Annotated in this window: 14 protein-coding genes; 7 read left to right on the top strand and 7 right to left on the bottom strand. The window is 52.8% G+C overall.

All coding sequences use genetic code 11. The features are described 5' to 3' along the window. Positions 1–375: 375 nt before the first annotated feature. From glmM to ACYVBJ_RS07475, 3 genes are all read right to left on the bottom strand, one after another. Positions 376–1776, bottom strand: coding sequence for a phosphoglucosamine mutase (gene glmM / locus ACYVBJ_RS07465; protein WP_460981671.1), 1401 nt, complete (start codon positions 1774–1776; stop codon positions 376–378). Positions 1777–1912: 136 nt separating this feature from the next. Beyond that, positions 1913–2743, bottom strand: coding sequence for a transglutaminase family protein (locus ACYVBJ_RS07470; protein WP_460981672.1), 831 nt, complete (start codon positions 2741–2743; stop codon positions 1913–1915). Positions 2744–2816: 73 nt separating this feature from the next. Further along, positions 2817–3554, bottom strand: coding sequence for a peptidase (locus tag ACYVBJ_RS07475; RefSeq protein ID WP_460978711.1), 738 nt, complete (start codon positions 3552–3554; stop codon positions 2817–2819). 465 nt (positions 3555–4019) lie between these two features. Here ACYVBJ_RS07475 and ACYVBJ_RS07480 point away from each other — a divergent pair, with 465 nt between their 5' ends. Together ACYVBJ_RS07480 and ACYVBJ_RS07485 are read left to right on the top strand one after the other, a co-directional pair. After that, complete coding sequence (locus ACYVBJ_RS07480; protein WP_460981673.1) at positions 4020–4511, top strand: hypothetical protein; 492 nt, start codon at positions 4020–4022, stop codon at positions 4509–4511. Positions 4512–4809: 298 nt separating this feature from the next. Continuing rightward, positions 4810–7065, top strand: coding sequence for a SprB repeat-containing protein (locus ACYVBJ_RS07485; RefSeq protein ID WP_460981674.1), 2256 nt, complete (start codon positions 4810–4812; stop codon positions 7063–7065). 78 nt (positions 7066–7143) lie between these two features. On the opposite strand, the gene ACYVBJ_RS07490 is transcribed toward ACYVBJ_RS07485, so the two are convergent. Both ACYVBJ_RS07490 and ACYVBJ_RS07495 read right to left on the bottom strand, forming a co-directional pair. After that, positions 7144–8718 carry an OmpP1/FadL family transporter gene (locus tag ACYVBJ_RS07490; protein ID WP_460981675.1) on the bottom strand — a complete coding sequence of 525 codons (1575 nt, stop codon included), beginning with the start codon at positions 8716–8718 and terminating at the stop codon, positions 7144–7146. 141 nt (positions 8719–8859) lie between these two features. Then, complete coding sequence (locus ACYVBJ_RS07495) at positions 8860–10185, bottom strand: hypothetical protein (protein ID WP_460981676.1); 1326 nt, start codon at positions 10183–10185, stop codon at positions 8860–8862. A 268-nt stretch (positions 10186–10453) separates the two neighbouring features. Between ACYVBJ_RS07495 and proS the strand changes: the two genes are divergently transcribed. From proS to ACYVBJ_RS07510, 3 genes are all read left to right on the top strand, one after another. After that, a complete protein-coding gene (gene proS / locus ACYVBJ_RS07500; protein ID WP_460982125.1) occupies positions 10454–11926 on the top strand; it encodes a proline--tRNA ligase in 1473 nt (490 codons plus the stop codon). An 84-nt stretch (positions 11927–12010) separates the two neighbouring features. After that, complete coding sequence (locus tag ACYVBJ_RS07505; protein ID WP_460981677.1) at positions 12011–12643, top strand: thioredoxin family protein; 633 nt, start codon at positions 12011–12013, stop codon at positions 12641–12643. A gap of 61 nt (positions 12644–12704) precedes the next feature. Further along, positions 12705–13157, top strand: coding sequence for an FKBP-type peptidyl-prolyl cis-trans isomerase (locus ACYVBJ_RS07510; protein WP_460981678.1), 453 nt, complete (start codon positions 12705–12707; stop codon positions 13155–13157). An 89-nt stretch (positions 13158–13246) separates the two neighbouring features. Here the strand turns inward: ACYVBJ_RS07510 and ACYVBJ_RS07515 are convergent, their stop codons facing one another. Next, on the bottom strand, positions 13247–13645 hold the full coding sequence (locus tag ACYVBJ_RS07515) for a hypothetical protein (RefSeq protein ID WP_460981679.1): 399 nt from the start codon (positions 13643–13645) through the stop codon (positions 13247–13249). A 216-nt stretch (positions 13646–13861) separates the two neighbouring features. Here ACYVBJ_RS07515 and uvsE point away from each other — a divergent pair, with 216 nt between their 5' ends. Next, positions 13862–14851, top strand: a complete 990-nt coding sequence (gene uvsE / locus ACYVBJ_RS07520) for a UV DNA damage repair endonuclease UvsE (RefSeq protein WP_460981680.1) — start codon at positions 13862–13864, stop codon at positions 14849–14851. A gap of 163 nt (positions 14852–15014) precedes the next feature. Here uvsE and ACYVBJ_RS07525 read toward each other — a convergent pair whose 3' ends face one another. Continuing rightward, the gene (locus tag ACYVBJ_RS07525; RefSeq protein ID WP_460981681.1) at positions 15015–15620 is read right to left on the bottom strand and encodes a T9SS C-terminal target domain-containing protein; all 606 of its coding nucleotides are present in this window, start codon (positions 15618–15620) and stop codon (positions 15015–15017) included. Positions 15621–16195: 575 nt separating this feature from the next. Between ACYVBJ_RS07525 and ACYVBJ_RS07530 the strand changes: the two genes are divergently transcribed. Next, positions 16196–17005, top strand: a complete 810-nt coding sequence (locus ACYVBJ_RS07530) for an SDR family oxidoreductase (protein ID WP_460981682.1) — start codon at positions 16196–16198, stop codon at positions 17003–17005. Positions 17006–17063: the final 58 nt, after the last annotated feature.

Genomic DNA, 17063 nt, shown 5'->3' on the forward strand with positions numbered 1-17063 from the left:
AAGAGGGGCAACGTACTGATACGTTGCCCCTCTTTCGTTTTAACAAAATCCTGGTTTTAGAAAGAGCTACCGGGTATCAAACGGAGCGTTTATGACGATCTCGCTGTCCGAACTAGCTGTACAGTGTATAATCTTCCCAGAGCACACCCGCCAGCATCAGCAATCTTCCGGGAACTGGGTAGCTGGCGATGAACAAGGAACAACCAAAAAACATCCCAGTAACAACCGGCGAACGGCCTGAACAACACATGGATTGGTAAGCATAGTTTGTCAAATCAGGTTTGGCTGCTCATAAACTAGAACATAGACTCAGTTAGTTGGGGCGATTAACCCGTTCGGTACGTCCAGACCGGATCTAACCCAATCCGGAATCGGCTAGCGTTTCTCCGAGATTACCTCCCGAATATCGTTGATGATTTTTCCGGCAAGATGGTCGGCGGTTGCCAGCGTATCCGATTCGGAATAAATCCGGATGATCGGTTCTGTGTTGGATTTTCGCAGGTGAACCCACTCTTTGTCAAACTCGATCTTGAGGCCGTCGATGGTGTTGATGGGGTTGCGGGCGTATTTCGTTTGGATACGATGCAGTACCGCGTCGACATCAATATCGGGCGTTAACTCAATTTTATTCTTTGATATGTAGTAGTTCGGATAGGTCCGGCGCAGCATAGACGCCGACTTGCCAAACTTCGCCAGATGGCTGAGAAACAAAGCGATGCCTACCAGCGCATCGCGTCCGTAGTGCAGTTCCGGATAGATGATGCCGCCATTGCCTTCGCCCCCAATGGTGGCCTGCTGCTCCTTCATCATCTCGACAACGTTAACCTCGCCAACCGCCGATGCAAAGTGCTGGCCGCCGTACTTTTTCGTTACGTCGCGCAAGGCAACCGTACTCGACATATTGGAGACGGTATTTCCGCCAGCCGGGCTGTTTTTCAGGACGTAATCGGCCACGGCTACGAGCGTGTACTCTTCGCCGAAGGGTGAGCCATCCTCACAGATTAGTGCCAGGCGATCGACATCGGGATCGACGACAACGCCCAGGTCGAAGCCGCCTTTTTCAATCTCTTTGATAATGTCGCGCAGGTTCTCCGGTAAAGGTTCGGGGTTATGCGCAAAGTTTCCGGTCGGGTCACAGTGCAGCCTGGTGATTTGCTCCACCCCCAGTGCTTCCAGCAACATCGGCACCGCCAGACCGCCCGATGAGTTAACCGCATCGACTACAATCCGGAAGTTCCGGGCGGCAATCGCGTCCCGATCCACCAGCGGCAGCGCCAGAATCAGGTCAATGTGTTTCTGAAGCCAGGTCGTGTCTGTTTGATATTTTCCCAGCTTACGTACCTCGGCAAACTCACAGGAATCGGCTTCGGCAATTGCCAGCACTTCGGCACCATCCTGGGCGGTAATAAACTCTCCCGTTTCGTTAAGCAGTTTAAGGGCGTTCCACTGAATGGGGTTGTGACTGGCGGTTAGGATGATGCCTCCGGCGGCCCCTTCGCCCGGTACGGCCAGTTCAACCGTGGGCGTAGTCGATAAACCCAGGTCAATTACATGCAGGCCAAGGCCCTGTAACGTAGCGGCCACCAATTTTGACACCATCTCGCCCGACAGTCGGCCGTCGCGCCCGATGACCACCGTGTGGCGATCCGGATTGCGTTGGCGAAGCCATTGCCCGAAAGCAGCCGAAAACTTTACTACATCCAAAGGCGTCAGCCCGTTTCCACTGCGCCCCCCAATTGTACCTCGAATTCCGGAAATAGACTTAATTAATGCCACGTGATGGGTCAGGTAAGTATTCTGATAAGTTTACAAATATAGTCGTCAGTACTGAGTCAACCGGTCTTATCTCGACAAAAAAGATAGACCAATCTTTACGCCAGGCCCTGATTTTACTGAGCGTAGAGGAATAAGGTCAGATGAAGACCAGCTCCGAGCGGAAGGTTGAACTGGCCTGGCCCCGAAAGATGCCGCTGATGGGGGCGGCTAACTCAGGATTTGCCGTTGAGGTCAGAAAAATGTGGCGGTTCACCACAACTGATCCCTCAGTCGGGTCGAAGCCGCGCCAGCCCGCACCGGGCAGGTACACTTCGGCCCAGGCGTGGAGTTGATGCTCGTGCTGCGGATTGCCGAACAGGTAGCCGCTCACAAACCGCGACGCCATACCTAAACTGCGACAGGCAGCCATAAACAGGGTTGTGTAGTCCCGGCATGACCCTTTCCGTAAGGTGAGCGTCTGTTCAGGCAGAAGCGGAGCACCCTCTTCCCGAATTTCGTACATGAATTGCTGAATCGCCTGATTTAGTGTCATCAAAAAGCCCGTTGTCTGCCAGCCGGCCGAAGCCGCCAGTTGCCGAGCCCAGCTTTCGACCAGATCCGATACGCCAACCCGCTGGAGATACGGCTGCAACAGGTCTTCCACAGATTTTGGGTAGCGGAACGGCACGCGTTCGGTTTCAAAGGGGAACAGCACGAAATCAAATGAATTGAACTCGTCGGACTGAAGCTGCATCTCAGCCGTTACCCGCAGGTGCCTGGTTGGCTGGTTAAAATAAACCAGCTGCTGTACGTTGCCCTCTACGTCGATGTTCCGGACAATATGCGAGGGCGTGGGGTCGATCGTTAGCTGATAGTCCAGCAACCGCTGATACGGGTACATCCGCGGGTAAAGGTAAAGCGTTTGCGGACCCAGCGCGACGGGGCTGTCGTACGTGTATTCGGAGTCATGCCGAACGTGAAGATGCATAGCGATAGAATCTTGAATCGGACCCGCCCGTGTGTGGGGGGCGGGCTGAACAAGCTGGCTCATTCGGCCTGCCTCAATGGTTTACAGCACGTACCTTTTCGAAGATAGGGTCCATCCAGTATGTAGGCAGCTTACGTACCGAGTTACTCAGCAACGCACTCCACTGGTGCGAAACCTCGTCCATATCGTCTTTTTCGAGCCGGTATTCGGTCATGTGGAAACTGTCTTTGGGATAGATCACTACGTCCAGCGGATAATCGACGTCATTGGCGCTGACCCGCGTCGCGTCGAAGGCCAGAAACCCGATCTTCAGCGCTTCCTGCAGGCTCGTTTCGTACGACAGGTTCCGGAACAGTAAGGGTTTTCCATAGCCCGAGTTGCCGATGATCTTGAAGGGTGAGCCATGCTCGACTTCTACCCAGTTGCCTTCCGGATACAGCATAAACAGCTTATGCTCGTCATCGTCTTCCAGTTGCCCACCCACAATGGCGTTGAGGTTAAAGCTCAGCCCACTCGCTACAATCGACTCCTTATCTTCTTTGGCAACCCGTTTTACCTGTTCGCCGAAGGCATTAACCGCTTTGTAGAGCTTATTGAAAGAACGGTCTTGTTCGAGCAGTACTTCCCGGAAATACGTAATGGCTTTGTCACGCACCGAGCGTAACCCTGAGGTCATGATAAATAAAGAATGGTTCTCGACTTCGTGAACCGAAATCTTACGGTTCGACGACACTTCAGTGCCGGATGTAAGCCGCGTGTCGGCAATAGCAACTAAGCCCGACGCAACTTTGATTCCTAAACAATACGTCATTCGAAACAGTGGGAAGCAGGTTGTATGCTCAACAAATATACAGGTTGCCCTTAGTTTTGTATGAGTTGCCGCATTGTTTTCTTGAAAAATGGCGATGGAATTTGTTACGTGTTTAGCCGGAACCGATGGTACTCATCGGGTTAATCAAGCCGGGTCAGGACAATCTCCAGTCGTTATAGGGCACCCTTGACATACCTACGATCCACTTGACGGATTAAGGTCGGGGCTCGCCTACGGTTTCAGAAAGACCGGGCTGTTTCGACAACTGAACCGGAAGCTCCTGCCCGCAACGTCGGCCTGAGGTCACTCTGATAAGAAGCAGAACGCCCATGCCGATGAATCGATTGTTAGCCGCACAATCAGATTTGTCAGATCAGGAGATTTCGGTTATATGGGTTTGTTTTTGGGAAAGGTTTCTGTTACTTTGTCTGGTAGAAGGTAGTCAAACCCCTTTCCCGTTTTACGATGAACTTTGACGACGAGGACGACGATAGCTTTATGGATTGGGACGGTTTCGACGAAGACTATGATCCGGAAGAAGCCCGCGCCGAAATGGAAGCAGAAAATCGGCGTATCAAAAACCTGCCGGTTTTGCGTAAGGCGAATGAGATCATGGAATTGACTCAGGCCATTGTCGAAACGATCAATAAGGAAGATGACGTGCTCATGATGCATGAGCAGATGCTGGCTAATGCCATGATGCTGCCACCGAAGATTGTTGGGGCTGAAGGCGGAGATCTGTATACGCTTCGTATGGAGAATGCAGTCATTATAAAGATGCACGCCCGTGAACTGCTCGCGCAGACCTCGTACTGTAAAGCCGAAAAGTTAGCCACTCCCGCTTATCTAAACGTACTGCGCGATGAGATTGAGCAGTTTCGGCTGCTGTTTGTTGACTGGGTGAATAGCTTCGATAAAGACAACGACGCACCCGACGACTGGGGCCTTTTCTACTAAGAAAGCCCAAGTTTCTCCGTACGCTCATTGCGCCCGTCTCTCTCTCCGCTCCTGAGCGGTCGGGCAGTACAACACTAGTCCGATCGTTCAGAACGGCATCACTTACGGACCAGCCGGTGCGCTGTCTGTTGAACGTATTTTATACGTAGTGCCGAAGATACAAGCTAATTATCACTGCACTTTGCTGGCATAAATGGCTCTTTCAGGGTGAAAACGCCGAAAAGTAAATAAATCGTGATGGGCGGCTACGGAGTTATGTATCTTGAAGGGCTGTTTTCGCTTATCTACTCCGCCCTCTATGGAAAACTGTTTACAGTTTCTTTCTCGGTTTTTATTTGTCTCCTTAGTTATCCTGTTTGGTAGTTTCTGCTCAAGTTCAGCGCTCGCGCAGGGGAATCTGGTTGTAACCGCTACCCAAACGGCCGTTTGTGCGGGCACCAGCATCACCCTGACCGCTGCTGGCTGCCCGACAACCGGTACAGTGCGCTGGTCGACGGCGCAGGCAGGAAACCCGATTGTCGTTGCGCCCATGCAAACCACGACGTATACGGCGGCTTGCGTGACCAGTACCACGGCCGCAACGGGTACCGCTGTCACAAGCACAACGCTGGCAACAGGCGCGGTTACAGTCGAGGTGAGCCGGGCCATTATCGTATCGCCACTCAGTACGTCTGCCAGTTGTAATGGGAGCAGTGACGGACTGGTTGCCATACAGGCGACCGGGGGATTTGGTACGTTGCAGTATCAATTCAACGGGCAGCCCTTCAGCAGCGAAAGTGGATACGGAAATCTCAAGGCCGGTACATATCCGATTGCCGTAAGAGACGGGCGCGGGTGTACGGTGCAAACGAACGTGGAAGTAAAGCAACCGCCATCTCTGTCGCTTACCGTTACGGTTGTCGGTACCAAATGCGTGAATGGAACCGATGGGGGGGTAATAGCAGTGGCCTCCGGCGGAAACGGCAATTATCAGTACCTCCTCGACTTCGGTACTCCCCAGCGCAATGGTACGTTCATTAACTTGAAAGCAAACACGACGTATCAGCTTTCAGTAGCTGATCAGCGGGATTGTCTGCTAACGGTTCCTATATCGGTGACGGCCCCGAATCCATTCGATATTAAGCTCGATGCCAAACCAACGCTCTGCGCTGGCTCGGTAGACGGGGGAATTACAGTTGCCGTTACGGGCGGAACGGCGCCGTATCAGTATCAGCTCGGCACCAGTGCGTTTCAAACTGGGGTGTTGTTTACGGGCCTGTCAGCCAGTAGCTACGATATTACGGTTCGGGATGCCAACGGCTGTCAGAGCAAAAAATCAGTGGCTGTTCCGGAACCTGCTGCCTTACGGCTAACGGCAATTGCCGGGTTGGTGAACTGTTTTGGACCCAACAGCGGCTCAATCACCGTAACGCCAGCCGGGGGAACGGGGGCCATGACGTATCAATTAACGACCACGCGCGTTCCGCAGGCCAGCAACGTGTTTACCGGCTTAGCGGCTGGCGATTATACCGTAGTTGGTAACGACGCGAATGGATGCACAAGCCTGCTTCCGGTCAGGATTGGCGTTGCCGAACCGCTGAAACTTCAGGCGACGGCCATTTCGGCTTCCTGCTGCGTATGTCCGACGGGCGCGGTTCAACTGGCCAGCAAAGGAGGATCGGGCACCAATCGTCAATATCAGCTCATCGGACAGGCGTATCAGGCCAACAGTCAAATCAATGGACTCCGACCAAATTCGTACCGGTTCCGCGTTACGGACGAGGTTGGTTGTACGGACTCGATCGCGGCCATCGTTACCGATGCGGCTGCGCTGACGCTTTCCGTTGGCACCATCAAAAACGTATCGTGTACCGGTGGCAGAGACGGGGAAGCAACCGTGCAGGTGGCCGGAGGAGCTAGACCATTTACGTATTACTGGCTGACCGAACGAACCGATACACTTAAAGCCCGCACAGCTACGCAAACGAGTTTATCGGAAGGGACGTATACCGTGAGTGTGCTGGACAGTAACCAATGTACAACTGCAACATCATTCGTTACGGTAAAAGCACAAAATCCATCCCCGTTCAAACCGGTAATCAGCCAGTCGAATAACACACTGGTGGTGAACCAGACGGCAGGTATTCAGTGGTACGTGCAAAGTGGGAGTGACCCGGCCAAACCCGTTGTGAATGGAAACCAACCCGTACTGATTCCCTTTGAAAGCGGCCAGTACTACGCCACAATCACGGTAAATGGGTGTCCATCGCCCCCGTCCGATCCGATTAGTTTCATCCTGACCGCCTTGAATGAACCGGGCGATGGCCTGTCCATTCGTGTCGTACCTAACCCCATTGTGAGTCGGTTACACGTGGAGATTGAACAGGCTGAGCGATCTGCTGTCGACTTGCGTTTACTGGACCTGTCAGGACGACCGGTCTGGCAGGGGCAGATACCGGCATTCACCGGTAAGAAACAGGCGGAATGGCCGCTAACGCCCATCCCATCAGGGCAGTATTTGTTAAGAGCCGAAGCGGGTAGACGACAGTCGGTACTCCGGGTACTGGTTGAATAAAACAGCTAAAAGACCATGTTCCTTTATAACCAAAAAGAGGGCTCTAAGAGCCCTCTTTTTGGTTAGTTTTTATACTGTTTAAAAGAACGTACCAATCGAAAGGGTTACGTTCGTCCGTTGCGCCTTTGTTAACACAGTCGGCGTATCGGACGGATTCGGGAGTTCATACGGCGCTAAACCAGTTGTAAACGTGTAATAGCTGCCGGATAGATCCGCAAAGAACCGTTCGTTTCGGATGCCCAGACCGCCCGTGATGAGCACTCGATCGCGGTCATTTGGCGCTACCCGGTACAAGTTCAGCTTGTAAGCGGTGGGCAGATAACCCGCCCCAGCGCGGATACGCACCAGACCCGCCCGAATCTCGGTGCCCGCTCTGAAATTAACTACGCTCTGGTACCGGTCCTGAACCGCCAGCCGAACATCATTGCGGAAGTCCGTATTTCCCTGTGAGTCGAAATCCGTTGTGCGAACCCGCATGCCCCCGTAACCCGCGTACTCGGCCGTAGCCGTGATCAGTCCGATTCGGCCTTTACCCAGGAAATACGTAACGCCCCCCGACGCTCTGAACGGAGAGGTCAGCGAATAGTTGAACGTTGGCTCCGGTGCGATGGCTATGTTGTTGATGCCGTTCGTTTGAAACGCGGGTGCAATGGCTCGAGCCGCTAACGTCTGGCTGTAATCTTCGCGAACGCCGTACCAGGATGGCGATTGTGCAGTAACACCAATCTGAAGGCTCGGATCGAGTTTGTAAATGATACCAAGCGATAGATTAATACCATTGCCGGTTACGTCGAGCCGACTGTTGCGGGAGTAATTATCAAATGCTCCGCCACCAACCACATATTCACGTAACGTATAATCGGAGCTGTATCGAATCCGGGTTAAGGACAACGAACCGCCAATATATAGTTTATCATCCAGATTGCCCGCGTAGGCAATCGACCATTGCGACTGCGCCCCCGTTCGGGTCAACGTAGCGCGTTGGTTGAGCGGCAAATTCGGTGAATTATCAGGCCGGGTATAAGGTAGCCCGGCTGTGCCGTTGGTAAGTTCGGTTGGATTAATCAGAAATAACTGATAGGCGGCACCAGCACCCGTAGCGGCCGAGTTCGTATTTGGATCGTACTCTAAATCAAGATCAGCCGGATTGACATTGTTCGAATTTACATCGTTGAGATAGGCCTGCGTGAACGACGAGTTGTTATTTCGATTGATACCCGTTGCATCAACAAGTTCGTTGAAGTTCAGCGATTGCGAGTAGGAGATGCCCAACGTAGACCGACGCCAACGACGACTTCCGTTGCTGTTATTGCCTGCCAGAACCAGGCTGAACTGCCCGACGTTTACGTTGTTTTTTGCCCCGACTGTCGAGGCACCTAAGTAGTTGCTCTCGTTCCGGTTGATGTTGAACGACGGACTGACACTGACTTCGGAGCGGTTATAAAATCCCAGCCCAGCCGGGTTGCCGAAAATGGTGCTGGCATCGCCACCCAATGAAGCATGGTTACCGCCCATACCCCGAAACCGCGCCGTTCCGGAAATAACCTGATCGGAGTACCGGAAGGCATCATCCGCATAATCAACGGCAGGCCCCTGCGCATAAACGGCCTGTGTCAGTAGCGTGATGCTCGTTATAAAACAGAGTTTTTTCATGATATTTAACGTGTCTGTGGCGTCTGATACCACTATGACAAAACGGATTGATGAACGTTTAATCGTACCCAATCAATGAAACGAAAAATCCCGCCATTTGTCATCAATGGCGGGATTTTATTTTATACAGCTGCTCAGCAACTAGCGTGGCCCACGTGAACCGCCACCACTGGAGTGACTGGCTCCTCCGCCACCGCCACTACTTGGGGCACTGTAGCTCGGCGCGCTATAGCTACGGCTTGGTGCGCTGTAACTAGGCTGCGACTGTTGTTGGTAGCTAGGCTGGCTGTAACCCCGGCTTTGCTGCTGGTAGCTTGGCTGCGACGACTGATAGCTCGGCTGAGCGTTGTAGCCACCCCGGCTACCGCTGCCGTACGTACCGCCACCACCGCTCTGGCGTGGACGGACGTAATAATCGCTATTGGATGACGAGCTACTGCTGCTGTTGTAGGCCGGAGCCGAAGGCGTGTTGTTGAACGACCCAGCGCGGCCGCCACTACTGCTGCGGGTAGCACCGTTGTCGTAATAATAGTTACCGTCATTGCCACTCCGGCGAGGCCGTGCGTAGTAGTCACCCGCTGCGGTTGCGTTACCCGTCGAGCCTGAACCTGTGTTATACCGGCGACCGCCATTGGGGTCGTTGGTCGTCCGCGGACCGTTTACAAAAGCGTCGTTATAACGGCCGGCCGAGCGGTCGTAGCGCGAATTGTACGTCCTTCGGTATGGGTCAGCGCCCGTCACAATCACGTTGTTTACGTATACCGGCCGACCACCACCGTAATACCCACCCCCGTAGAAGGGTGAATAGAAGGAGTTGTAGAATCCGCCACCACCATACGCATACGGGCTATAGAAGGGATCATAATACCCGCCACCGTAGCCGAATGGACTGTAGGCGTATGACCCACCGTAAAACGGTGAATAGAACGGACTGCCAAAGCCGAAGTTGAAGCTGTTGTAGCCGTAGCCAAAGGCGCTCATGCCCAGACCAAGGCCTAGCCCATTGTAGAATCCGGTGTTGTTAAAGCCCCAGCGATTCCAGCTGTAAGCGGAGGTCATAGCCGAGTTGTAGCCATTCGCAAAGCCTGAATTGTAGGCGTTCGTGCCGTTGTCGCTCCAGCCTGGATCGGGCGAAAGGCCACGGTTCAATTTCCGGGCGCTCAGTTCGGTGTAGTACTCATCCGTGTTGGAATTGTACCCCTGCTGTTCGTCGTTGTATTCAGGATTGGCGTAGCGGGAAGACGATCGTTGTTGTTGACGATCAAAACGTTGCTGCTGGCGCGAAGGACGCTCAGCAACTGACGAAGGGTCCGATGAGTTGCTGGCATACACCACCGCGTTGGAGGAGTTACCGTACAAATCATCGACTTCGCCCGTATTCTGAGCAGTCTGACGGCTGGAGGAACAGCTCCAGAAACCCATCAGCGCGGCCAGCGTTAGGTAGCGATATAGTCGTTGTGTATTCATTTGGCAAGGGGAATTTTCGTAAAGTAAGCGCATTGAACCACCCTTCTTGGTCCATAACGCAGGGCCGGGCGGATTGATTACAAAAATAGGAGAAAAACCTATCTTTGCAAGTCTTCAACCTGTTAGATTCTAATTTGTTCATAAAGGTTTAATCCGTTCTTAAAAAAGTTTTTCGTCGTCAGAAATAGCCATTGCGCGTCACATAAGTTGCGCGTGAACAACGAGTGACCAGCTAATGACAAACCTGATGACGAATGACCATTACCGTATGGCTAAAGCGATTCCGTCCCGTAGTGAAAACTACTCCGAGTGGTATAATGAGTTAATCAAAAAGGCTGATCTGGCCGAGAATTCGGCCGTTCGTGGCTGTATGGTGATCAAACCGTATGGCTTCTCCATCTGGGAGAAAATGCAGCGGGCTTTAGACGATATGTTTAAAGAAACCGGTCACATGAATGCGTACTTCCCGCTGTTTATTCCCAAGTCCTTCCTGAGTAAAGAAGCGTCGCACGTCGAAGGGTTTGCCAAAGAGTGCGCCGTTGTTACGCATTACCGCCTGAAAAACGCCGAGGATGGGTCGGGGGTTATTGTTGACCCGGAGGCTAAGCTGGAAGAAGAACTTATTGTTCGGCCAACCTCAGAAACGGTCATCTGGAGTACGTACAAAAACTGGATTCAGTCGTACCGCGATCTTCCCCTGCTCATTAACCAGTGGGCGAACGTAGTGCGCTGGGAAATGCGCACGCGTATTTTCCTGCGTACCGCTGAGTTCCTGTGGCAGGAGGGGCATACCGCCCACGCTACCGCCGACGAAGCCATGGCCGAAACCCGTCAGATGCTCGATGTGTATGCTCAGTTTGCCGAAGAGTGGATGGCAATGCCAGTAGTCAAAGGTCACAAAACGCCGAACGAACGATTTGCCGGTGCTGATGATACGTTGTGCATTGAGGCTATGATGCAGGACGGGAAAGCCTTGCAGGCCGGTACGTCGCACTTCCTGGGGCAGAACTTTGCCAAAGCGTTTGACGTGCAGTTTCTGAACAAGCAAAACCAGCTCGACTATGTATGGGGTACGTCCTGGGGGGTATCGACCCGTCTGATGGGTGCTCTGATCATGGCCCACTCCGACGACGACGGGCTGGTGCTGCCTCCGAAACTGGCTCCGATTCAGGTCGTTATTGTACCGATCTACCGGAACGATGAGCAACTGGAGGCTTTGTCGGCGAAGATAAAGCCTTTGATTCAGGAGCTGCGCAAGGCCGGGGTTTCGGTGAAGTACGACGACTCCGACGCCAACAAACCCGGCTGGAAATTTGCCGAATACGAGTTGCGCGGTGTGCCGGTTCGACTGGCGATGGGTGGGCGTGATCTGGAAAACGGTACGGTCGAGATTGCGCGTCGCGATTTGAAAACAAAGGAAACGGTACCCTTCGACGGGCTTACGGAACGAATCAAAGCCTTGCTCGACGATATTCAGCAGACGATTTACAACAAGGCTAAAGCGTTTCGGCAGGAGAACACCCATAAAGTCGATACGTTCGAGCAGTTTCAGGAGCAGCTCGAAAAAGGCGGATTCCTGCTAGCTCACTGGGATGGTACGTCCGAGACTGAGGAGGCTATTAAAGAAGCGACCAAGGCCACCATTCGGTGCATTCCGTTCGATCAGGAACCCGAAGAAGGGGTGGATGTCTATTCCGGAAAGCCTTCGAAAGGACGCGTAGTGTTTGCGCGGGCGTATTAAGTCGGGACGAACGAAACAGAGTTATATCGGGCACAGGATTGTTTTTTGAGCGATTTCTGTTGCGGGTGTAACTCTGTTAATTTTATGATTACTGCATCACCCCTGATTACGCCTGATTTGATTGCCTCGGCGCTGACCTACGAGCAATACGTTCAACTATCAACGAATCGCTACGCCAACGGCCTGAGCACCTCCGACGATCCGCATTACAACACACCCGAAATTCTGGGGTATACCAAACTTAACCTGCACCGCATGAGCCGCCTGAACAAGCTGACGGTCGTTCGTCCGGAGCTACAGCAGGCGCTGGCGCAGGTAACGGAATCCTGGACCTGGCTGGTGCTGACCGAGTCGTGGTGTGGCGACGCGGCCCAGATTATACCGGTGCTGGATCGCATTGCTGAGACATCGCCTGCCGTCACCTTCCGGTTGTTGCTGCGCGACCAGAACCCCGACCTGATGAACGCCTATCTCACTAATGGCGGTCGGTCGATTCCCAAACTGATCTGTCTGCGCTCGGAAACCCTGACCGAAGTGGGTACCTGGGGGCCGCGCCCGGCGGGCTTGCAGGCGCAGATGAACGAGTGGCGCTCCGAGAAACTGTCCCTGAACGAAGCCGTTGAGCGGGCCCAGCGCTGGTACAATGCCGACCAGACCCAGTCTACCCAGGCTGAACTTTTGGCCGCCGTAACGAGTTGGTCAAAAATTAGCGTGTAGTCCCGTCATCGCCGGAAGTTCCGGTATCTTTGGGACAGCGCATACAAAACCAAATTGACTTATGGCACAAGCAAAATCCGGAGACACCGTTCAGGTGCATTATACCGGAACCCTGACCGACGGAACTGTTTTTGACTCGTCAGCGGGCCGCACCCCCCTGGAATTTACGGTCGGCAGTGGCCAGGTGATCAAAGGCTTCGATGAGGGGGTTGAAGGCATGAACCCGGGCGAAAAGAAAACCATCAATATTCCGGTCGACGACGCCTACGGGCCCGCTAATGAAGAGATGGTGTTTACGTTGAATCGGTCGGAAATTCCTGATGATATTCCGCTCGAAATGGGCATGACCCTTAATATGCACGAAGACGGTAACCCCCGGCCAATTCCGGTGATCGTACGTGACCTGTCCGATACAAGCGTAACGCTCGATGCGAATCATCCACTGGCGGGTCAGGATCTTATTTTTGAAGTAGAACTCGTTGGCGTGAAGTCGCCGTCCGGCTTGATTTTATAAGAGAGCACCGACCAGAACACAGCGGAGGCAGCTGGACAGTAAGACGAAAATTCTTGCTGTTCAGCTGTCTCCGCTGTGTTTTTCGGAGATTATTCTTCGGTGACTACTAACTCAGTGATTTCCCGGATGGCGGTTTCAATACCGCGTACGTTGCCACGGGCTACGTAAGAAGCCAGCGCAACGGTAATGGCCCCTACGTTGAGAGCAAGGCTCGTGTTCTCAATACGTCCAAGGCTTGCTTTCGCTTCGTCGGTTGCCAGTTGAACTCGTTTTACCAGGTCGGCGGTCTGGCTGAAGGCAGGCCGTATGGCCAGGGTTTGTAGATCCTGCGCCCGGTTCAACAAACTACTCTGGTACGCGTTCAGATCGATCTGCTGCTCATCCGTGAGTGCTGGCCAGTGCAGGGCCTGAAATTCGTTCAGCGCACGGGCTGTATCGCGGTAGCCGGTAGCGATAACCTCGATTTGTTCAGGGCTCAAGTCTTCCATAAACGGGCGTGAATGGCTCAAGGTCGACCCGCAGCCTTACCCCGGCTGCAGTAACCACGGCAATGAGTGATAATCGGTTCATACAACAGGTAAGGTCAGCAAGTGCATAACTCACAGTAAGATATAATCTTGCCGACAGAAACTAGGATAAACGCGCCGGTTTTGAACGAACGGTCATAATTAAAACCGGATCGGTTAAAATCGGGTTTACTGCCTATGAATTCCGCTTCACTCAACGCTGGCTACGCCTGTATCAATATCAGTCTTCAGGCCGAAAAGATTATGACCAACCGGGGAATGATCAAAAAGACATTCGCCGAAAAAGGCACGGCCTATGCCTCCGAGCTGGCCCTGAAGAACGTACAGGATCTGCTGAAAATCGTGGACTGGAACCTTGAACACGGGTTTCGGTTGTTTCGGGTATCGTCCGATCTGTTCCCGTGGGCATCCGAGTACCGGCTGTCTGACCTGCCCGATTTTTTCGAGATCCGGTCAACGCTCGAAGCCATCGGTAGTCGCCCAATCCGCCTGACGGTGCATCCGGGCCCCTTCAACCACCTGGCTGGTCAGGGGCGGGTGCTGGATAATACGATCACTGATCTGGAATACCATTCCGAAATCTTCGACCTTATGGGGTTCAAACCCTCGCACTGGAACAAGATCAATATTCACCTGGGCGGTACCTACGGGGATAAACCGGGCACGATTGCGCGCTTTTGTCAGAATTTCAGCCGGTTATCTGAGAATCTGCGCGCCCGCCTGACGGTAGAAAACGACGATCGGCCTAGTTTGTACTCGGTTGCGGATCTGGTGCCTGTATACGAGACGATTGGTACGCCGATCGTGTTCGACTACTTCCATCATTCGCTTCATCCCGATGGCGTGAGTGAACAGGATGCCTTTCTGATGGCCTATGATACGTGGGATGTGCGTCCGGTGTTCCACTATTCCAATTCCCGCCGGGAGTACGAAGATCCCAAAGCACGCGCCGAAGCCCATGCCGACTGGCTCTATACGCCCGCCAATACGTACGGAAAAGAGGTAGATATTGTCTTTGAGTCGAAGATGAAGGAACTGGCTATTATGCGGCTGCGGGGCGAAGAACCGGAGATTACGCCTAAAATGGCCAAGCTGATGAATCAGCAGAAAAAACAGGACCCCGAAAATCCACCCGCCGAGGTTGTCGACGCGAAAGAAACGACCTGAATGCTGCCGGACGTAACCGCGCATTAAAAATGAAAACCCGCCACACTCGTACGAGTGCAGCGGGTTGGGAATGGTGGGTGCAACCGGGCTTGTCCGAAGAGTCCGGCTGCGGAATCGAGTGTTGCTGATCGTAAGGACTGGCTGTCAATCAGCGGGTAACCTACTAGTGACGGATGTCGACCCGAGCAGAGAACTGCTTCTGATCAGGACCAACCACGAACGTATACGAACCTTCGGGCAGCGACGACAGATCGAACCGACGTACTTTGCCGTTGAACGTGTCGGCGTATACCGGTACGCTCTGAGCGTCGTAGATCGTTACGTTGGCCTTCGTTACGTTGGTCGAGGGCAGGCTTACTTCAATCTTGTCTTTTTCGTAGGCAGTCAGCGTGGGCTGAACAACTTGTTGCAGATTGCGCTCGTCTACGTTGACGGTATTCCCCCTGATGGTCAGACTCTGCGACATCCACCAGGCGTTGTTGCTGGCGGTGAGGAAGTACTGCCCGTCGGGTAAGTTAGCCAGATTAAACAAGGTAGCTTTCTGCTTCTGGTTGGATACGGAGCCCCGATAGAGCAGATTGCCGTCGGTATCAATAATTGACACCTCGACTGGTGCTCCCGGCTGGGTATAAATACGAACTTTCTTGTTTTCGGACTTCTCGACTTTCACCCCATTCGCTCCCGATCCATTGTCGGCTTTGGCATCTCCCATGCCTGCCAGACCCCATACTGACAAGAGTACAGCAATTGATAAACGGAACTGTTTCATTGGTTTGAAATTTAGTTTTACCGTGACAAAGGTGGGCCGTTGAATTGGTTTAATGCAACAGGCTGAAGCGCTGAGAAGCCTTGTTTCGCGAAACTTCCTTCTAAAATTCAATTAGTTATGAGTAAAGTAGGGCGCTTATGTGAAAAGTACAATAAGTCCCTATTTATAGCGTATGTATTGTATTTTTCTAATAATTCTAAATAATTGGATTGTAAAATTAGTTTTATACAATTTTTATCGAAAAAGTACAAAATTACTTTTAGCGGCATTTGTAGCTCTAACAGATTTCGCGTTGAAAACAGAAATTGACGCACCTCATTTTACCGGTTCGACATTCTGGAAGCCGCCTAAAACGATTAGTCCTGTTATGCCAATCAAGTGATCGGGAATGACAGGGCTAATCGTTTTAGTATGTACCGCTTTTTGTGAGAGTGCTTTGCTACTACGTCTGTATTATCTGTCTGATAGCAGAAGGGCAAAAATCGGCATCTTTACAGCCGCAACGCCTGCCTCCAGCAATACGCGAAAACAAATCGACGGTAAAAAACTTACGTTTAAAACACATCGATTAACGTATGGATCAGGTCTTAAAGGGGCAGATTGCGCTTGTTACCGGCGCTAGCAGTGGTATCGGAGCGGGCGTAGCCAAATCGCTGGCGCAGGCGGGGGCAACAGTGGTTGTCAACCACTCATCCGCCAGATCCATCGAAAGCGCACAGGCTATTTTAGCCGAAATCACCGATACTGGTGGCGCGGGTATGACGGCCCAGTGTGATGTCAGTAAAGAAGACGAGGTCATCCGCATGTTTGCAGATGTGGTTGCCCGGTACGGCACGGTCGATATACTGATCAACAATGCCGGTCTACAGCGGGATGCCCAGTTTCATGAAATGACCCTGGATGACTGGAAAACTGTTATTGACGTTAATCTGACCGGGCAGTTCCTCTGCGCCCGGGAAGCCATCCGTGAGTTTTTGCGCCGGGGCCCGCGTCCGGAGGTGTCGGCAGCAACGGGCAAGATCATCTGCATGAGTTCGGTGCACGAAGTCATTCCCTGGGCGGGTCACATCAATTACGCGGCCTCGAAAGGCGGTATCAAAATGCTGATGCAGTCGCTGGCGCAGGAATACGGCGACCGGCAAATTCGGGTCAACAGCATTTGCCCCGGCGCGATCCAGACGCCCATCAATAAACCCGCCTGGGATACACCCCAGGCCCTGAACAGTTTAATGTCGTTAATTCCGTATAATCGCATCGGACAGCCGTCGGACATTGGAAATCTCGCCGTTTTTCTGGCCTCTGATCTGTCTGATTACATCACCGGAGCCAGCATATTCATCGATGGCGGCATGACTGTTTTCGAGAGCTTCGCAACCGGAGGGTAAACAATGATTGATGGTTTGGTTGTCGGGCTGTTCCCGCCTATAAACAATCAACCGGCAA

This window comes from Spirosoma fluminis, from assembly GCF_054778895.1.